The following is a 15,153-nucleotide window of genomic DNA, read 5'->3' as shown; positions in this document are numbered from 1 at the left end:
TTGGGAGGTGGCTCGGATGAGCCTCCATCACACCGAACACGCCATCACGATCGCGGCGCCGGCCCAGGCCGTGCACGACGCGTTGCGGTCGGTCGTCAACTGGCCCGACATCTTTCCGCCGACAATCCACGCCGAGACCCTCGAGCACGACGCCTCCGGCGATCACATCCGGCTGTGGGCCACCGCGAACGAGTCGCTGAAGACCTGGACCTCACGCCGCACCTTCGACCCCGAACAGCGCCGGATCACCTTCCGGCAGGTGGTCTCCGCTCCCCCGGTCGCCTCCATGAGCGGGGAATGGGTGGTGCAGGAGATCGACGCCGACAACAGCCGAGTGCTGTTGCTGCACAGCTTCTCTCCCGACGACAGCGCGGGAGCCCGGGAATGGATCGAGGCCGCGGTCGACACCAACTCGACCCGGGAGCTCGAATCGCTCAAGTCCGCAGCGGAGGCGCTGGCCCGGCGACCCGAGGCCACCGTCACCTTCGCGGACTCGCTGTGGATCGACGCCGAACCGGCGCGGGTCCGGGAATTCATCGACCGCGCCGACCTGTGGGCGGAGCGACTCGCCCACGTCGACGCCGTCACCCTCACCGAACCGGTACCCGGACACCAGTTCCTGAGCCTGGACACCCGGACACCGGAGGGGGACGTCCACACCACCGCCTCGTGGCGCGTGGTCCTCGACTCCGGCGACATCGTCTACAAGCAGACGCGGCTGCCCGCGCTGCTCTCCCTACACCGCGGTCGCTGGAGTTTCACACCGCGCGACGGGGGAACGCTCGCGACCTCCGAGCACACCGTCGCCCTCATCACCGAGGCGATCCCCGCGATCCTCGGCACGGGCAAGACCCTCGCCGATGCCACGGCCTTCATTCGAAACGCCCTGGGCCGCAATTCCCTGTCCACCCTCGAGAACGCGAAGAAATGGGCCGAATCCACCGAACGGGGCTCCGATGTCCGACGCTGACCGCACCCGCCAGCTCTATGTCGACCTCCAGCAGTTCTATGCCGCGCACCTGCGCCGGCTCGACGACGGGCGCGTCGACGAATGGGCGGCCGAGTTCGAACCCGACGGGCTGTTGATCCATCCGCAGCGGGCCGCCATCCACACGGGGCGGGCCGAGATCGCCGACGGGCTACGCCGCACCGCGGAGCGACTCCGCGCCGCGGGCCTCGTGCGCCGCCATTGGCTGGGCAACCTGACCATCGAAGATGACGGCGCGGCAACAGGAACCGTCCGCACCCGCTTCTACTCCCTGGTCGTCGAAGCCGGCCCCGGGCAGTCCCCGCGGCTGCACCTGAGCACCGATATCCGCGATCACCTCGTTCCGCACGGTGCCTCGTGGCTGGTCCGTGAACGCAGCATCACCCACGACCCCATCCTCACCACCCCGAATTGAAAGTCATCCTCTTGCACAAGAACATCGGCCTCGCCCTGCTCACGGCCACCGCCCTGACCGCCCTACCCGCCACCGCACACGCCGAATCCGATACCGCGCCTGCCGACTCCGGCACCACCGGCCAAGTTGACTACACCGCGGTCCGCACCGACAGCGCGCTGACCATCACGACCGACGCCGGCTCCCTGGTGAACGACCACGGCACCTTCAAGATCGAAGCCGCCGACGGCACCACCCTCGCGGGCACCGAATTATCCTTCCGCGTAGACGATTTCGTCTTTCCCATCACCGCCGACATCACGAACCGCACCGCCGTCCTCACCCCCCGCTTCGACCTCGACCACGCAACCTACCAACCCGTTGCCCTCCCCTACGAGAACCAGGCCCCCTGGAAGAACGAATACGACCGCGAACAAGCCGCCTGGGCCCGCCTCGGCACCACCCTCGTCACCGGCGCCGCCATCGGCACCCTGGTAGGCGGCCTGGGCGGCGCCGCCGTCGGCTGCCTCCTGGGCGGCGCAGCAGGCGCGGCCGCCGCCTCCGCCACCATCATCGGCCTCTTCGGCCCCTTCCTCCCCGCCGCCGCCGTCGGCTGCATCGGCGGCATCGCCGCCATCGCCCCCCTCGGCACCGTAGCCGGCCAACTCCTCATCACCGCCCCGGTAGCCATCCTCGCCGCCGCCCAATACTTCACCACCATCAACCAGCCCTTCACCCCACCGGCCACCAAATAGACCCAAACCACAAAGGAGCCGCAGGTCCCCGACCTGCGGCTCCTTTGATCATGGGCCTGCTCCGACCAATGTGGTGCCGACGTTGACAACCCTCCGAGCGAGTTGCCGCCGCTCTCGATGCCGAGTTGTCGGTGTCCCTGGCCGCGTAGCCGCTGCGCGCTACGCCGCACTTCCATGATCGCTCAGAGTGCGGCCTTCTCGGGTTGGGTGGTCACCACGATGACCGTGGTGGTGCCGGATTCCGACGTCACCTCCGCCGCAGACCTCGAAAAGGAGTTCCGGCTCGCTACTGCCAGTGGTGGTATCGGCTGGCCCGCACCGGCTGCGGTGCGGGCGCGGGATCAACGGACGAAGAATTTCGCCCAGGGATCGTCGGCTCGTGCGGTCCAGTAGTTGCTGAACAGGAACTGTGCAGCCGCGATGTCTTCTGGCGCCGGCTCTTCAGTTCTCGGGGGAAGCTCACGCTTCGGCGCCGGTCTCGCGAGCCCCTTGATCACTTGCTCGAAACCGGCCGGGGTATAGCCATTGAGCACACGGCAGACATCGCTCGTGACATTGAAACTGTGCACGGTGCCCCGAGGAATCCACAGCGAGTCGCCATCTTGCCCCGACGACGTCTCGCCCTCGAGTTCGAAGTCGACGGTGCCGTCGAGGACGTAAAACCACTCGTCGACATTGTGCACGTGCTTGGTATGTGCGCCAGAGTCTTTCGGCATCCACTGCTCGGTGACCGAAAACATGCCCCCGGTTTGATGGGCCTCCAGCAGCGGAATCCACAGCAGATCGAGCATCCAGAACGCCGGTGCGTCTCTTCCGCTGCTCGAGAGGGCGGGAAGTTGTGCCTCGAAGAACGAGGGTGTGGTGGGGGTCATCGGCCTGCCTTCCAGGAGGTGGAGTCAAACCACATGGACGGGAGCGAAGTCAGCTGTCTGCGGTATCGGCTTCGTCAGCCGGGCTGTCAGCGGTTCCTCGCGCTACCCGATTTGCCTCATCAACGAGTCCATATCGGTGTAATCCCAGACCTCGGCGAACTTGCCGTCTTCGAGGTGATAAAGAGTGAACTCCGATATAGTCACCCGACGACCGGACGCCTCAATTCCCTGAAAAGTCCCCCGATGGGTACCGGTTACCGTGAAGTGCACCGCAATATAGTCGCCGTCAACGACGAGGTGGCGCATCTCCCAATGCCAATCAGGAAATCCGGAGACAAGAGGCAAGAATTGCGCCGTAACAGCGGCTGGATCCATAGGGATGTCATCGACTTTGATGGTCGGCGTATAAAATGACGCCATACTCTCAAAATCGTGCTCATTACAGTACCCGAGATAAGACAGGTACAGGGATCGCTGTTCGTTATCCTGGGTCACCATATGCTCGCCGCCTCACGTGGTCGACTCACTTACCCTCGCAAGCATCCTAGCCTCGATAGTTCTTAGGGGTGTGACTAGTCGTCCCATGTCGGCGGGCGACTGCCGGGTTCCACGAGATTCTGCCGAAGCTTGTTCTCTACCAGCAGTTTTCACAACCACCGTTCAATCAGAGCATTTGACAAATACGCATCAATGCCGTTCGCATTGCCAGAACACACCGAGACGCGAAATCCGTTGTCGTGTCAAGGATTTCGCGTCTCGTCTTTCCGAATCCGAACTGAACCCCCACCAGGATAGGGAGGGGTCAACGGGTGGATCGAGATTGGGTCATCGGGTCCAGATCGGCCCGCGTGCCTCGTATTCCAGGATCTCCTCGACGCGGGTCGCGGTTTCGGCGCCAAGCTCGCGGCGCACCAGCCAGAGAGCCAGGTCGATCCCCGAAGTTATGCCGCCCGCTGTCACCAGATCGCCGTCGTCGACGACGCGTGCCTTCGTAAGCACGCCACCTTGTTGTTTCAGTGTGTCGAAAGCACCGTGATGGGTCGTACAGGGGCGGCCGTTGATCAGCCCGGCTGCGCCCAAAAGCATTGCGCCGGTACACAATGAGCTGATCGTCAGTCCAGCGCGGGGCGCGGCTGCCAGAGCTTCGGGTAGGACGCCACGATTGATCTCGGCCCAGACGCCCGGCGCGTCGCGGTGCGTGTAGCCGCCGCCGGGTACGACGAGCACATCGGCGTTCTGGGGCGCCCACGGTTCGGTGACTTGCACGACGGTGCCGTAGGAAGCGCGGATCGTTCCGGGTTGACCGGTAGTCACGTACCGCAGGTCCACGCCGCGCTCGGCGAGCATGGCGGCCAGCGAGAACACCTCGAAGGGTCCGATGAAGTCCTGTTCTTCGACACCGTCGAACATGACGATATGGACGCGGAGAGGCCCGGCTGGGCCTTGTCCGTCCGCCTTCGCTTCTGGTGCGCCGATCCTGGGCGAGGTGGTTGCGAACGTGGCGGCACCGCCGGCAGCCATCAGCGCTCGCAACACGACTCGTCGTTCCAATTCTCTTCTCCTCCAGTCCTACTCATCCCCGAGGGGGGGTTGTCAGTGCGTGCGATCCGAGGCAGGGGCGGGTGGGCGCGTCGGTGCGCCGATCATGCGGGCGGTCGTGGCAATGACCAGTAGGAAGGTGAGAATGACGGCGGCGGTGCGGATGTCGTGGTCGGTGTCGAAGCGGTGCAGCATGGACAGGTAGTCGGCGGGCGGATTGCTCCGGTTCCACGAGCGAACCTCTTTGTTGATAGGGACGTTTCCGAACTGCGCGTGTATCCCGGTGCGCCCCACGGCATTTTCGGCGCATACCGCACCGCGCTGGAAACCGATCTGCTCGCCTTCCTCAACAGCTGACCCAACCCGCGCCGTGGTAAGGGCGATGTTTCACAGTCGCGAGACCTGGTAATGACCGATAGCCCAGGACGAGATCCTCGGCGAGGTGGCGGGTCTCGAGGATTCGATACTCGGCCGCCAGTGACCGCTACCGCTCAAACGGAGAGGAACGACCGGATGGCTTGGGCTATGTCGTGCGCGTGGGTTTCGAGGGCGAAGTGGCCCGTGTCGTAGAAGCGGATCTGGGCCTCGGGGAGATCGCGTCGGAAAGCCTCGGCACCGGCAGGGAGGAAGAAGGGATCGTTCTTGCCCCACACTGCGAGGAGTCGGGGCGTGTAGGTACGGAAGTAGGACTGGAATTCGGGGTAGCGGGCAACGTTGTTGCTGTAGTCGAGGAACAGGTCCAGTTGCACGTCGTCCGCGCCGGGGCGGGCCAGGTAGTGGTTGTCGAGGGCGATGCCGTCGGGGGAAACCAGGGCATCGTCGGATACGCCGTGGGTGTACTGCCAGCGGGTGGTTTCCGGTGCGAGGAACTGCCGCAGCGCTTGGCGATTGGCGTCCGAGGGGTCCTCCCAATAGGCGCGGATCGGGTTCCAGCCCTCGCTCAACCCTTCGGCGTAGGCGTTGCCGTTCTGGGAGACGATGGCGGTGATGCGGTCGGGATGTTCGACGGCGAGCCGGAATCCGGTCGGGGCGCCGTAGTCGAAGACGTACATCGCGTACCGGTCGAAGCCCACTACTTCGGTGAAGCGGTCGATCACCTCGGCGATGTGGTCGAAGGTATAGGCGAACTGCTCGTGCGGCGGCATGTCCGAACCGCCGAAGCCCGGCAGGTCGGGAGCGATGAGGTGCAAGTCGTGAGCGAGCAAGGGGATCAGGTCGCGGAACATATGACTGGACGTCGGAAAGCCGTGCAGTAGAAGCAGTTTGGGCTTTCCTGGCGTGCCCGCCTCGCGGTAGGACACGCGGAATCCATCGACGTCGGCCTGCAAATATCGGATCGCGGACATGACTTGGGAGCTCACTTTCTTCGGGGATGCGGGGTCATTTGCTCTCCCGGGCATTTGTGTCGAACACATAGCTCGGCATCCAGACAATCGCCGTAACCTACTCGAAGCTGCCGATAAGGTTACTCACCGGCCTTGTAACTTGTCAAAGCCATCTAGAGCGGTTACGTTGCGATCGGGAGGAGAACCGATGACACAGCCGATGCCCGCCCTGTTCCTGGCAGACTCAACGGGGCTGGACTTCCTCAATTCGGTGGCCACACCGCTGGACGCCCCCGTCGACTGGCTCGCAAACGGCGATGGACTGCTCGCCTGGCTCCGCCAGGCCCAGTTGGTGCCCGAGGAGGCGCTGACCGCCATTCGCGAGCGGGCGCTGCCCGGCGAGATCGATCTCCTGGCTGGTCAGGCGCGCGCCCTGCGTGAATGGTTCCGCGAATTCGTGAGCGAGCACCGAGGTGCGCCGCTGGCCGGTTCGGTTCTCGAAGAGCTCGCCCCGCTCAACGAATTGCTCGAGCGCGATCACCGCTACAGTGCGATCGTCGCGCACGTACCCGGCACCCTCTCACTAGCCCCAGTGCGGCGGTGGCAGTCCCCCGAAATGCTGCTGCTCCCCCTCGCCGAAGCGATGGCCCGGTTGGTATGCGAGGAGGACTTCACCTACGTCAAGGTGTGCCAAGGCCCTGGATGCACTCTGATGTTCGCCGACCACACCCGTAGCCGTGCCCGCCGCTGGTGCAGCATGGCCATTTGCGGCAATCGCGCCAAACAAGCCGCGCATCGGCGTCGGCAAAAGGCAACCGCCGACGCCGTGTAAAACCCAACGCGCCTTTCGATCCGAGCGGATGCACCGTCCGGCGAGGCTCACTCGTTGATCGCCGCAGGCAGCGGACGTGGCACGCTTGCGGGAAGTGCTGCCGCGCATCCTGGTCTACGGGCGGCCCAGATATCCGATGTCCTTTTCGTCGGGCTCGTCGAAATCGGTGTGGTCCGAACGGTTGACGAACCCGCTGTTGGAGATGGCCGGTTATCGCTTCCGGATTTTGACCGCGGTGCCGTACGCGCAAATCTCCTGGCCGCCGTCGCCGAAGTCATTGGCGTCGAAGCGCATTGCGAGAACGGCGTGTGCACCGCGTTGCTGAGCGCTCTCGATCAGCCGGTCCCTGGCTTCGATCCGGCTGTCGTAGAGCATCTTCGTCATGCCTTTGAGCTCGCCACCGAACATCGACTTGATGCCGGCTCCAATCTGCGACCCCAGGTGCCGGCTGCGTACCGTCAGGCCGACGACATCACCGAGCACCTCGACCACCTCATAGCCCGGCAGATCGTTCATCGTGCTGATGATCATGCTGTTTGTGCCGGTGCTTCCATGGTTATCAAACTCATTGATGGACACGGACATCCCTTCATCGATGTGCTTACCCCCTCGATCGTCACCGATCCGAACTGGCTTCCACATCACTCACGGGTCGCGAAACAAGTCGTCCTACGGTCGCTGTCCCCCTACGACTCCGGACTCACATCCGACCCTGAGATTCACCCAGACATCGGATCGACCGCACGGTACCTGGCGTCCTTCATGAGAACAGTTCCGAGTGTTCGGCTATGTACTGACCAACCGTGGACGGCGGCTGTCCCGTGATCTTCTCGACGTCGTCGGTAGCTCGGTCGTAGCGTCCGGCGCGGTGTAGCAGTGCCAGTGTGGTCAAATGCTGCTCGACGTGCGCGGGCAGACCTCGGGGCTCGAGGACCTCCCGGACCCAGGTTTCGTGGGGAATGTCGGTGCCGCGAATCCGCCGGTGAAGTCCCAGGGTGTACTCGGCGGCCAGGCCATCGATGTCCAAACGCGCCGGCCCGGTCAATTCGTAGACGTCGCCGATGCGGTGAGTGGGATCCACGAGCACTGCCGTAATCGTGCGAGCCACGTCGCTGGTAGCTATCGGTGATGTACGACCCGTTCCGAAGGGGAGGGCCAACAGGTTTCGCTCTCGCAGCGACGGTACCGCGAGTCCGGTGAATATCGGATTGTCCAGAAACACCGTCGGCCTGATGTGCACGACCGGGACACCCGACCAGTTCAAGACGTGCTCGGCGAGGTAATGCAGTCGATGTTGACGAGACTCCCCCACACTGGTCAGCGTCATTTGAGAAACAGTCATCTGGGACATGTTCACGACCACCTCGAGACGGCCGTACTCCAACGCGGCATCGCAGACGACTACCGTTGCCTGCAGGTAGTCCGGAGAGACACCCATCGAAAAGAACATGCGATCGGCACCGGCCATCGCATCGACGACATCTCGTGGATCGGTCAAATCTCCGACCACGACATCAGCGCCGAGTGCGCGTAACGGCTCAGCTCGAGCGTCGTCGCGGTGCACCAATGCGCGAACGCGATCCCCGCGTTCCCGCAATTGCCCGATCACCTGCCGGCTCACGCCACCGGTGCCACCACCCGCCCCGGTGATCAGGTACAAGGGCGCATTCATACCCGCTCCTCACGGTGTGTTTTCCCAGTGCTTGGCAAGGGGTGTGTCGGCGAACCTCTCGAGCATCACGCGGGACAACAGCAGCAATGAGCTGCGTGGACGGTGGTTCACCAGGAGACGCTGGGCCTTTCCGGCGGCGTTGAAGGTGACCAGAACGATGACATGAATCGGTACGCCGCGTACAGATGAGGTGTAGTCCTCGAGGAAACTGTTCTCGCCACACGGGCCGGCGTAGTGAAAGTCTTGGAACTCGTATATTTCGCGGGCGGCGACCACGACTTCATGGACGGCCTCTGCGCCTTCGATGACGCCGTCCCACGCGGCGCCTTCCCCGGTTACGTCGTCGGCCAGGTTGTCCAGCCACGCTGGATAGTACGGCTTCCCCCTATACGTCGATGTCATGCCGCGCCTCCCGTGAAATCCGGCAGCGAGCCGGCTCGCCGGCACGCGCCGACAATGTGTGACCAACGACCATCGGCCACCCGGTACGGGTGCGGCGAGGACGAGTGAGCAACTCCCGGTTCTCGCTGCTCCAGTGACCGCCGGGAGACCGTGAATCGTAGGGCAATGTCAGGTTTCCTTGGACTTCACCGGGCTGACGGTCCCCTGGGACGGCTATGCACCGCTGCCGGTCTCGAAGACGTACTCCTTCGGATCGCCTGCGGCGGCGGGCTTGAATTTCGCGCTGACCCTATGCGTCTGCGCTGAGGAGATCCCGCCGCCGATGGCGACGACATACGCCTTGATGCCCGCCTCGCCTTCGTCTTTCACGGCGATGTTCAGCTCGATGGCGCATTCGTCGAGCGTCAACTTGGATCCGTCACCCGAGCCCGCTTGGGCCGCGGTCAGCTCGGACTTGAGATAGCGGATCATGTCCGAAAGTTCGATTCTGCCATCGGCTGGAATGGTCATGCCGCGATGCCTCTCGCTTGACGGTTATTTCTCAAGCCAGTTCCAGGGTCGAACCCAAGAGTATTTGACCGCCGCCCCGACGTGCCTCGAGACGCGCCGGATCCCGATCGGTTTCGCCACCACCCCCAACTTCAGGCTCATGGCCGCCGGGCGGCAGTCGGGCCACAGCGGCGGTGGACATGTCCTGTTGTCGCGCAGGGTTTCTCACTTGCCGGGCGGGCCCGCTGGCGGGTCCGCCCGGAGCAGGGCGTCGGTGCGCCCGCCCGCGGCGGCCAGCGAGGAACACGGGCTGCGGTGGGTCAGCCCGGGATACAGTTGCGATGAGGTCGATTCGGTGTTCGACCACCGGACCTGTATCGAGGGCAGGTCGACACGCTCGTTCATCGCACTGCTCCGGTCCGGTGGGTCGCTCGCTCAATCAGCGGGAATGGTGGCCTATACCCGTGCGCCACAGCAGATTTCATCGCTGCCGATGAACCCTACAGCGGGCCCGCCGTCAAGGAACGTGTCACCAGGTGCAGGCTGCTTCCAAAGGTGGCCCCAGCCGCAAGGCGGCCGGGCAGGCTTGGGGGTGACTTTTCGCAGATCTGGACCTCACGCCCCATATCAGAGTCCGGCGCTACCGGAGCTGAGGAGATTCGAGCTGCCGGATCCGCTGCTGCCATGGCAACTGGACTGTGTCGGCGGTTGCGGGGTACCGGACCCCGGCGGCGCGGCGACCACGGTCACCGTGATGGACGAGGAGCCTCGTTGGTTCACGGTGATCTTGTGGGTTCCGGCAGTGGTCGGCACCCAGAGGACATTCGCGAAGAGGTGGCCGGGGTCGGTGTCCGACGGCGCGATAGCGCCCGCGACACATTGTCCGTTGTCGTAGAAGGACACGAAGGCGTTGTCCCCGTTGACGTTGGGCGTGATCGGCGAGTCGAGCATGTAGGTCTGGCCGACGACATACGACGGCGGTATGACGCAAGGCGGTCCCGGGTACGACGAGGACGTCGGGTCCGACGTGCATTGGTAGACCTGGACCGGCCCGATGGCGGAGGCTGTGGGCGCGGACAACGCGGCGATGGTCGCTGTCAGCGCCAAAGTGGTTGCGCCCCAACCGATGCGGCGGATAGATCGAGTTTCGGCGGGCATTGGTGGACTCCTTTCCCACCCCTTCGTTCGGGGTCGACAGAACATAACTTTCACCAACTGTGAAATTCGCCCACTTCAAAAAACCCCTGTGGCCCCAACTTTCTTGGGCGATATTTCCGGGGTCAGCTCTTCGGGTAGAGGGCTTCGCTCTCGGGCGAAGGTCTCGCGGTGATGCGGCCTCTTCCAGAATCAAGCCCACCTGGTGACCGTCGGTCGACCCCGCCGTGCTCGACGCCGACTCGAATCTGAACGCACGCGCGTGGTCGCATTCATGCGCTGGCTCGTGCGCGAGACCGACGAGCTGCCGATTCGGCCGGCGGCGCCAACCTCATGGGATGGCCCAGCAAAGTTCCGGCGTGGGAACCGAGCAGAACCAGCGGACCGGCCGACACTGGACATACTGCCAACGAACCAGTGCAACTCGAAGTACCGCGCCGCTCTCGAACAGGTGCGGTCGCACGCCTGGTGACTCATGCGACTTCTGCCAAGCCCCCGCGCTCCCGGATCGAGGCATCATGGCGACCGAAGAATCTCGACCTCACCCCTCAGACCACGCTGTCTCCCAACAGGTGCCTGAACCGCCGAACTCACCTTCACGCACACTCCAGCAGGAGCTCCAAGTCGCCTCACGCAACGGACGTAACGCATTGACGGTCGCAGTCCTGGCCGCTGTGGCAGCCCTGTTGTCGTCCGGAGTTTCCGCATGGTCCTCCATGCACGTGAGCAGCACCCAGATCGACCGGCAAGAAAGGCTCGCGCGTGAGCAGACGATAAGGGCGGACCGATTACGCGCTTATACGGACTTCGGCACCGCCTATATGGACCTCGGACTGAAATTAGGCGAGCTCAGAGGGGTCCTGGGACGCCCTGCGAACAACGACACGCTGCAAGGCGTCGAGACGAAAGTGCAAGATTCGCTTGTACCTTATCAGCACAGCTTGGCCATGCTGTATATCGTCATGAGCTCCTCCACGAATAAAAAGCTCAATGGAATCAACGCCGCAATGAGCGCGCTATGGGAAGGCCCCGACTCCTTGGCTCCGACCTTCAACTACGCCAGCACCCATCAGATCGCGACTGATGAGAACTGGCCTCGCCTTGCCAACGCCGGCGTTGCCGCGATCGATAAATTCGTGAACGATACCGCTATCGACAATTTCGTCGAGGCCGCGCGAAAAGACCTAGGATCCGGCTAGACAGCCAGCTGTGCCTGTCGATCACAACGGATGCAGGGCACGCAACTGGCCCCAAATCGATTCGATAGTGGTGATTTGAAGAACTGTTGGAGACTCCGGTACTGGCTGCGCGCGTATCGCGGCGACAGCGGCTCGCCGGTCCGCCGGTTCGTTCGCGCAGCAACGTCTCGATGTACCCACCGACGTGGTCGCGAGCGATGGCGGGCGCTTCGATCGGAAGTGCTTCGGAGAGTAGATGATCGGCGAAGTACCCGATGTGCAGCAGGTACACATCGATCGTCTTCTTGGCTCGGCTCTTCCGCCTCCCATAATCTATTCGTGGAAGAGCGCTGTTCTAGATTGAAACCTCTCCAGAAAGAGCAAACCCCCTGCTCAGAGGGGGTTTGTGGGGCGGGCGGGGCTCGAACCCGCGACCAATGGATTATGAGTCCACGGCTCTAACCGACTGAGCTACCGCCCCCGACCGCTTCAGATCACTGCGGGCTCCGCGAGATGCTACCGCCTCGGGAGGGTCGATGCCCAGTTGGACTCGCTATGCGGCGTAGCGGTCGGCGATCTTGTTGAGTTCGAGCTGGTAGTAGAGGATGCCGAGGCCGAGGATCAGGTTCAGGACGAAGCCGAGGAGGGGGTTGCAGGTGCCGTCGAGGCCGGCGGCTTCCTGGGATTGGCGGATTCGGGTGCCGGTGCGCCAGAAGCTGATGATGGCGGCGATGCCGGTCCAGGAGAGGAAGAGCATGACCAGGAGGGGGCCCGCGACCGGGGCCTCGGGGTCGCGGCGGAGTTCGGCCATCTCCTTGTGGATCTTGTAGTACCAGACGAAGAAGTAGATGCCGAGGGTGATGAGCGGCCAGACCAGCCACACCAGCACCGGGTTGCGGGGCTTGATCGGCGTGGCGAGAGCGGTGGTCATGCGATGAATCCTTTTGTCGTCGTGCAGTTTTCGTAATCCCGGGTGAGCCGGCTCGGGAAACGTATCCACAAGATCGTGACCGGATCGTGAAGCGTTAATCTGGGGCAGTCCACGACCGCAGGGAGGATCACGATGGCGAGTCTGTTCGCGAACGTGCTGAAGGCACATCAGTGGATCTACGAGAACAGCAACGGCCTGGTCGGCCACAAGCTGCTGTTCGGGAACCCGACGCTGCTGCTGCGCACGGTCGGCCGCAAGACCGGCCAGGAGCGCACCAACGCGCTCACCTACGCGCAGGACGGCAAGGACTACCTGGTCACCGCGTCCAATGGCGGGTCGCCCAGGCCGCCGGGCTGGCTGGCCAATGTGAAGGCCAAGGCGGACTGTGACATTCAGATCGGCACCAAGCGGATTCCGGTCACCGCACAGGCCACCTATCCGGACGATCCGGAGTACGCGCGCCGCTTCCAGCTCGTCGACAAGGTGAACCAGGGCCGCTACACCCAGTATCAGACGATGACCTCGCGGCCGATCGCCGTGGTGGTGCTCACACCGCGCTGACACCAGCGCCGGGTGGACCTCGCGGGTAAGGGTCGACTATCCTTCCTGACCTGAGGGGAGTACTTCCCAAGAATCACTCCGGTCAGTACGGGCCGCGCCGACGCGTCCCCCGGATGGTTGCCTGCGACTGTGGCATTCGAAGACGCAGGTGAAGGAGACCTCGGCTGGTTTACCCTGCCCGAGGAGGTCCCATGAGTCCTACCCTGTCCGTTCTCGCGAGTTCCACCACCATCGACAGCGTCGGGACGCCCTGGCTGTGGGGCGGGACGATCGCCGCGGTGCTGGCGCTGCTGATCCTCGATTTCGCGCTCACCCGCCGCCCGCACGAGGTGTCGATGCGCGAGGCCATCGCCTGGACCGTCTTCTACATCGCCCTGCCGATCGCCTTCGGCGTGTTCCTGGGGTTCAACAACGGCGGCACCCCGGCCGTGGAGTTCTTCACCGGCTACCTGCTGGAGAAGTCGCTGTCGGTGGACAACCTGTTCATCTTCATGCTGCTGCTGTCCGCCTTCGCGGTCCCGGCGGCGCTGGCGCAGCGGGTGCTGCTGTACGGCATCGCGGGCGCGCTGGTGCTGCGCGGCATCTTCATCGCGCTCGGTGCGGCCGCCCTGGCCACCCTGGACTGGGCGTTCCTGCTGTTCGGCATGATCCTGCTGGTGACCGCGGTGAAGCTGCTGGCCGACGCGGCCGGCGGGCACGAGCAGGACCTCGATGTCGCCACCATGAAGTCGGTGCGCCTGCTGCGCCGCATCTGGCCGGTCACCGACGACTACCGCGGCACCAGGATGGTGGTCCGCGAGGCGGATCCCGCCCAGCCCGGTAAGTTCCGCCGGGCCCTGACCCCGCTGGCGCTGGTGGTCGGCGCGGTCATGGCCACCGATATCGTCTTCGCCGTCGACTCGGTGCCCGCGGTGTACGGCGTCACCGGCGACCCGTTCCTGGTGTTCGCCACCAACGCCTTCGCGCTACTCGGTTTGCGCGCACTGTATTTCGTCCTGCACGCCGCGCTCTCCCGCCTGGTGCACCTGGCCTACGGCCTGGCCGCCATCCTCGCCTTCATCGGCGTGAAGCTGGTCCTGCACTGGGCGCACGGCATCTGGAGCGGTGTTCCCCAGATCCCCACGGCCGCCTCGCTACTGGTGATCGTGGTGGTGCTCGCGACGGTCACCTTCACCAGCCTCCGCTCCACCCGCGGCGACAAGGGACACACTGAGGAGACCGCGGTCGACGTGCAGTGAACCGCGCGGCAGGGACCGGCGAATATCGCTCGCGAACCGCGCCGGTGCCGACGTAGCGTGAAACCATGCTGCTGCACCGTTCCCGGCCGCCTCGGCTCGAGCAGGTCAATCGCGCCGTGGATGCGCTGGAACTTCCCGAGGCGGTGTTCAAGACCTGTCCGTGGCAGCCGCGCGAGCTGGTGGAAACCGGTCTGCGGCAATGGTTGCGCTGTTGTGGAGCGGCGATGCGCGACGATCGGGTGATCGGTATGCCCTCGCATGCGGTGGACGAGGCCTGGCACGGGCTCATCCTGTGCACCAAGCGGTATGCGCGGTTGTGCGACAGTGCGTACGGCCGGTTTCTGCATCACTTCCCCGACGGCGAGGGCACGGGTTCGGGTGACCCGATGGCGGAGCAGTTGGGGCGCACGGTGGTCGCCTGGTCGTTCGTGGCGCGACCGGGCGAGAAATGCGTGCTGTGGGACCTGGATACCGTTGTGGGAGTGGACCATCCGTGGGGCATCCCATCGGAGCGGGTCCACTCCATCGAGACGGCGCTACGGGCGGGCTGACCGCCGCTCGGGCCGGCGTCGCGATGGCCGGCTAATTGCCGCCACCGCCGCCGCAACCACCGCCGCCACAGCCGCTACCGCCGCCGCAACCGCTGTGCCCACCGCCGCACCCATGACCGTGGCCGTGGCCGCCGCCCCCGTCGGACCATCCGCCACCACCGTCGCTCGAACTGCCGCCCCAGTCGCCTCCCGCCGAGCCGTATCCCCAACTCCGGCTGCGACTTCCACGGCGGCGGTCAGGCTCGCCGCGGGTGGCGACAACCGTCACGAG

At 64.4% G+C, this 15,153-nt stretch carries 20 protein-coding genes and 1 tRNA gene; 9 read left to right on the top strand and 12 right to left on the bottom strand.

Annotated features, from left to right (window positions below; translation table 11 throughout):
• Window positions 1–16 precede the first annotated feature (16 nt).
• The 3 genes from ABZV44_RS19920 to ABZV44_RS19910 are packed head-to-tail and all read left to right on the top strand — an operon-like array spanning window position 17 to window position 2,137.
• Window positions 17–970 carry an aromatase/cyclase gene (locus ABZV44_RS19920; protein ID WP_354838060.1) on the top strand — a complete coding sequence of 318 codons (954 nt, stop codon included), beginning with the start codon at window positions 17–19 and terminating at the stop codon, window positions 968–970.
• The gene (locus ABZV44_RS19915; RefSeq protein WP_354838058.1) at window positions 957–1,403 is read left to right on the top strand and encodes a nuclear transport factor 2 family protein; all 447 of its coding nucleotides are present in this window, start codon (window positions 957–959) and stop codon (window positions 1,401–1,403) included. The genes ABZV44_RS19920 and ABZV44_RS19915 overlap by 14 nt, the downstream gene beginning before the upstream one ends.
• Window positions 1,404–1,414: 11 nt before the next feature.
• Window positions 1,415–2,137 (top strand): hypothetical protein, encoded by a 723-nt coding sequence (locus ABZV44_RS19910; protein ID WP_354838056.1) that lies wholly within the window; start codon window positions 1,415–1,417, stop codon window positions 2,135–2,137.
• Window positions 2,138–2,478: 341 nt separating this feature from the next.
• Here ABZV44_RS19910 and ABZV44_RS19905 read toward each other — a convergent pair whose 3' ends face one another.
• From ABZV44_RS19905 to ABZV44_RS19895, 3 genes are all read right to left on the bottom strand, one after another.
• Window positions 2,479–3,009 (bottom strand): cupin domain-containing protein, encoded by a 531-nt coding sequence (locus tag ABZV44_RS19905; RefSeq protein ID WP_354838054.1) that lies wholly within the window; start codon window positions 3,007–3,009, stop codon window positions 2,479–2,481.
• A 102-nt stretch (window positions 3,010–3,111) separates the two neighbouring features.
• Window positions 3,112–3,507, bottom strand: a complete 396-nt coding sequence (locus ABZV44_RS19900) for an ester cyclase (RefSeq protein ID WP_354838052.1) — start codon at window positions 3,505–3,507, stop codon at window positions 3,112–3,114.
• 327 nt (window positions 3,508–3,834) lie between these two features.
• Window positions 3,835–4,560, bottom strand: a complete 726-nt coding sequence (locus ABZV44_RS19895; protein WP_354838050.1) for a DJ-1/PfpI family protein — start codon at window positions 4,558–4,560, stop codon at window positions 3,835–3,837.
• Window positions 4,561–4,716: 156 nt separating this feature from the next.
• Between ABZV44_RS19895 and ABZV44_RS19890 the strand changes: the two genes are divergently transcribed.
• Window positions 4,717–4,905, top strand: coding sequence for a hypothetical protein (locus ABZV44_RS19890; protein ID WP_354838048.1), 189 nt, complete (start codon window positions 4,717–4,719; stop codon window positions 4,903–4,905).
• A 134-nt stretch (window positions 4,906–5,039) separates the two neighbouring features.
• Here ABZV44_RS19890 and ABZV44_RS19885 read toward each other — a convergent pair whose 3' ends face one another.
• Window positions 5,040–5,894 carry an alpha/beta hydrolase gene (locus ABZV44_RS19885; RefSeq protein ID WP_354838046.1) on the bottom strand — a complete coding sequence of 285 codons (855 nt, stop codon included), beginning with the start codon at window positions 5,892–5,894 and terminating at the stop codon, window positions 5,040–5,042.
• Between the two features lie 187 nt (window positions 5,895–6,081).
• Here ABZV44_RS19885 and ABZV44_RS19880 point away from each other — a divergent pair, with 187 nt between their 5' ends.
• Window positions 6,082–6,705, top strand: a complete 624-nt coding sequence (locus ABZV44_RS19880; RefSeq protein ID WP_354838044.1) for an ABATE domain-containing protein — start codon at window positions 6,082–6,084, stop codon at window positions 6,703–6,705.
• A gap of 210 nt (window positions 6,706–6,915) precedes the next feature.
• Here the strand turns inward: ABZV44_RS19880 and ABZV44_RS19875 are convergent, their stop codons facing one another.
• The 6 genes from ABZV44_RS19875 to ABZV44_RS19850 all read right to left on the bottom strand — a co-directional run bounded on the left by ABZV44_RS19875 (window position 6,916) and on the right by ABZV44_RS19850 (window position 10,426).
• On the bottom strand, window positions 6,916–7,284 hold the full coding sequence (locus ABZV44_RS19875; RefSeq protein ID WP_354838042.1) for a YbjQ family protein: 369 nt from the start codon (window positions 7,282–7,284) through the stop codon (window positions 6,916–6,918).
• 181 nt (window positions 7,285–7,465) lie between these two features.
• Entirely contained in the window at window positions 7,466–8,377 is a 912-nt protein-coding gene (locus tag ABZV44_RS19870) for an NAD(P)H-binding protein (RefSeq protein WP_354838040.1), read from the bottom strand.
• Between the two features lie 9 nt (window positions 8,378–8,386).
• A complete protein-coding gene (locus tag ABZV44_RS19865) occupies window positions 8,387–8,779 on the bottom strand; it encodes a hypothetical protein (RefSeq protein ID WP_354838038.1) in 393 nt (130 codons plus the stop codon).
• A gap of 213 nt (window positions 8,780–8,992) precedes the next feature.
• Window positions 8,993–9,289: a trypco2 family protein gene (locus ABZV44_RS19860; protein ID WP_354838036.1), complete on the bottom strand. Its 297-nt coding sequence runs from the start codon at window positions 9,287–9,289 to the stop codon at window positions 8,993–8,995.
• Window positions 9,290–9,493: 204 nt separating this feature from the next.
• Window positions 9,494–9,673: a hypothetical protein gene (locus ABZV44_RS19855; protein WP_354838034.1), complete on the bottom strand. Its 180-nt coding sequence runs from the start codon at window positions 9,671–9,673 to the stop codon at window positions 9,494–9,496.
• 222 nt (window positions 9,674–9,895) lie between these two features.
• Window positions 9,896–10,426: a hypothetical protein gene (locus ABZV44_RS19850; RefSeq protein ID WP_354838032.1), complete on the bottom strand. Its 531-nt coding sequence runs from the start codon at window positions 10,424–10,426 to the stop codon at window positions 9,896–9,898.
• 719 nt (window positions 10,427–11,145) lie between these two features.
• Here ABZV44_RS19850 and ABZV44_RS19845 point away from each other — a divergent pair.
• Complete coding sequence (locus ABZV44_RS19845; protein ID WP_354838030.1) at window positions 11,146–11,622, top strand: hypothetical protein; 477 nt, start codon at window positions 11,146–11,148, stop codon at window positions 11,620–11,622.
• Window positions 11,623–12,008: 386 nt separating this feature from the next.
• On the opposite strand, the gene ABZV44_RS19840 is transcribed toward ABZV44_RS19845, so the two are convergent.
• Together ABZV44_RS19840 and ABZV44_RS19835 are read right to left on the bottom strand one after the other, a co-directional pair.
• Window positions 12,009–12,082, bottom strand: a tRNA-Ile gene (locus tag ABZV44_RS19840).
• Window positions 12,083–12,154: 72 nt separating this feature from the next.
• Window positions 12,155–12,532: a DUF4234 domain-containing protein gene (locus ABZV44_RS19835; RefSeq protein WP_354838028.1), complete on the bottom strand. Its 378-nt coding sequence runs from the start codon at window positions 12,530–12,532 to the stop codon at window positions 12,155–12,157.
• 132 nt (window positions 12,533–12,664) lie between these two features.
• On the opposite strand from ABZV44_RS19835, the gene ABZV44_RS19830 reads away from it, so the two are divergent.
• The 3 genes from ABZV44_RS19830 (at window position 12,665) to ABZV44_RS19820 (ending at window position 14,882) form a co-directional block, all read left to right on the top strand.
• Window positions 12,665–13,093, top strand: coding sequence for a nitroreductase family deazaflavin-dependent oxidoreductase (locus tag ABZV44_RS19830; RefSeq protein ID WP_354838026.1), 429 nt, complete (start codon window positions 12,665–12,667; stop codon window positions 13,091–13,093).
• A 191-nt stretch (window positions 13,094–13,284) separates the two neighbouring features.
• Entirely contained in the window at window positions 13,285–14,331 is a 1,047-nt protein-coding gene (locus ABZV44_RS19825) for a TerC/Alx family metal homeostasis membrane protein (protein WP_354838024.1), read from the top strand.
• Between the two features lie 65 nt (window positions 14,332–14,396).
• Window positions 14,397–14,882, top strand: coding sequence for a hypothetical protein (locus ABZV44_RS19820; protein WP_354838022.1), 486 nt, complete (start codon window positions 14,397–14,399; stop codon window positions 14,880–14,882).
• Window positions 14,883–15,153 lie beyond the last annotated feature (271 nt).

Origin of the sequence: Nocardia sp. NPDC004860 (genome assembly GCF_040609015.1) — a bacterium.
In the GTDB taxonomy this organism is placed as follows: Bacteria; Actinomycetota; Actinomycetes; order Mycobacteriales; family Mycobacteriaceae; genus Nocardia.
This window is presented reverse-complemented; position numbering and strand designations above follow the sequence as displayed.

Coding starts and splice junctions, on each gene's coding strand:
- ABZV44_RS19920 (WP_354838060.1), top strand. CDS start 17: ATGAGCCTCCATCACACCGAACACGCCATCACGATCGCGGCGCCGGCC.
- ABZV44_RS19915 (WP_354838058.1), top strand. CDS start 957: ATGTCCGACGCTGACCGCACCCGCCAGCTCTATGTCGACCTCCAGCAG.
- ABZV44_RS19905 (WP_354838054.1), bottom strand. CDS start 3,009: ATGACCCCCACCACACCCTCGTTCTTCGAGGCACAACTTCCCGCCCTC.
- ABZV44_RS19900 (WP_354838052.1), bottom strand. CDS start 3,507: ATGGTGACCCAGGATAACGAACAGCGATCCCTGTACCTGTCTTATCTC.
- ABZV44_RS19885 (WP_354838046.1), bottom strand. CDS start 5,894: ATGTCCGCGATCCGATATTTGCAGGCCGACGTCGATGGATTCCGCGTG.
- ABZV44_RS19880 (WP_354838044.1), top strand. CDS start 6,082: ATGACACAGCCGATGCCCGCCCTGTTCCTGGCAGACTCAACGGGGCTG.
- ABZV44_RS19870 (WP_354838040.1), bottom strand. CDS start 8,377: ATGAATGCGCCCTTGTACCTGATCACCGGGGCGGGTGGTGGCACCGGT.
- ABZV44_RS19865 (WP_354838038.1), bottom strand. CDS start 8,779: ATGACATCGACGTATAGGGGGAAGCCGTACTATCCAGCGTGGCTGGAC.
- ABZV44_RS19860 (WP_354838036.1), bottom strand. CDS start 9,289: ATGACCATTCCAGCCGATGGCAGAATCGAACTTTCGGACATGATCCGC.
- ABZV44_RS19855 (WP_354838034.1), bottom strand. CDS start 9,673: ATGAACGAGCGTGTCGACCTGCCCTCGATACAGGTCCGGTGGTCGAAC.
- ABZV44_RS19850 (WP_354838032.1), bottom strand. CDS start 10,426: ATGCCCGCCGAAACTCGATCTATCCGCCGCATCGGTTGGGGCGCAACC.
- ABZV44_RS19835 (WP_354838028.1), bottom strand. CDS start 12,532: ATGACCACCGCTCTCGCCACGCCGATCAAGCCCCGCAACCCGGTGCTG.
- ABZV44_RS19830 (WP_354838026.1), top strand. CDS start 12,665: ATGGCGAGTCTGTTCGCGAACGTGCTGAAGGCACATCAGTGGATCTAC.
- ABZV44_RS19825 (WP_354838024.1), top strand. CDS start 13,285: ATGAGTCCTACCCTGTCCGTTCTCGCGAGTTCCACCACCATCGACAGC.
- ABZV44_RS19820 (WP_354838022.1), top strand. CDS start 14,397: ATGCTGCTGCACCGTTCCCGGCCGCCTCGGCTCGAGCAGGTCAATCGC.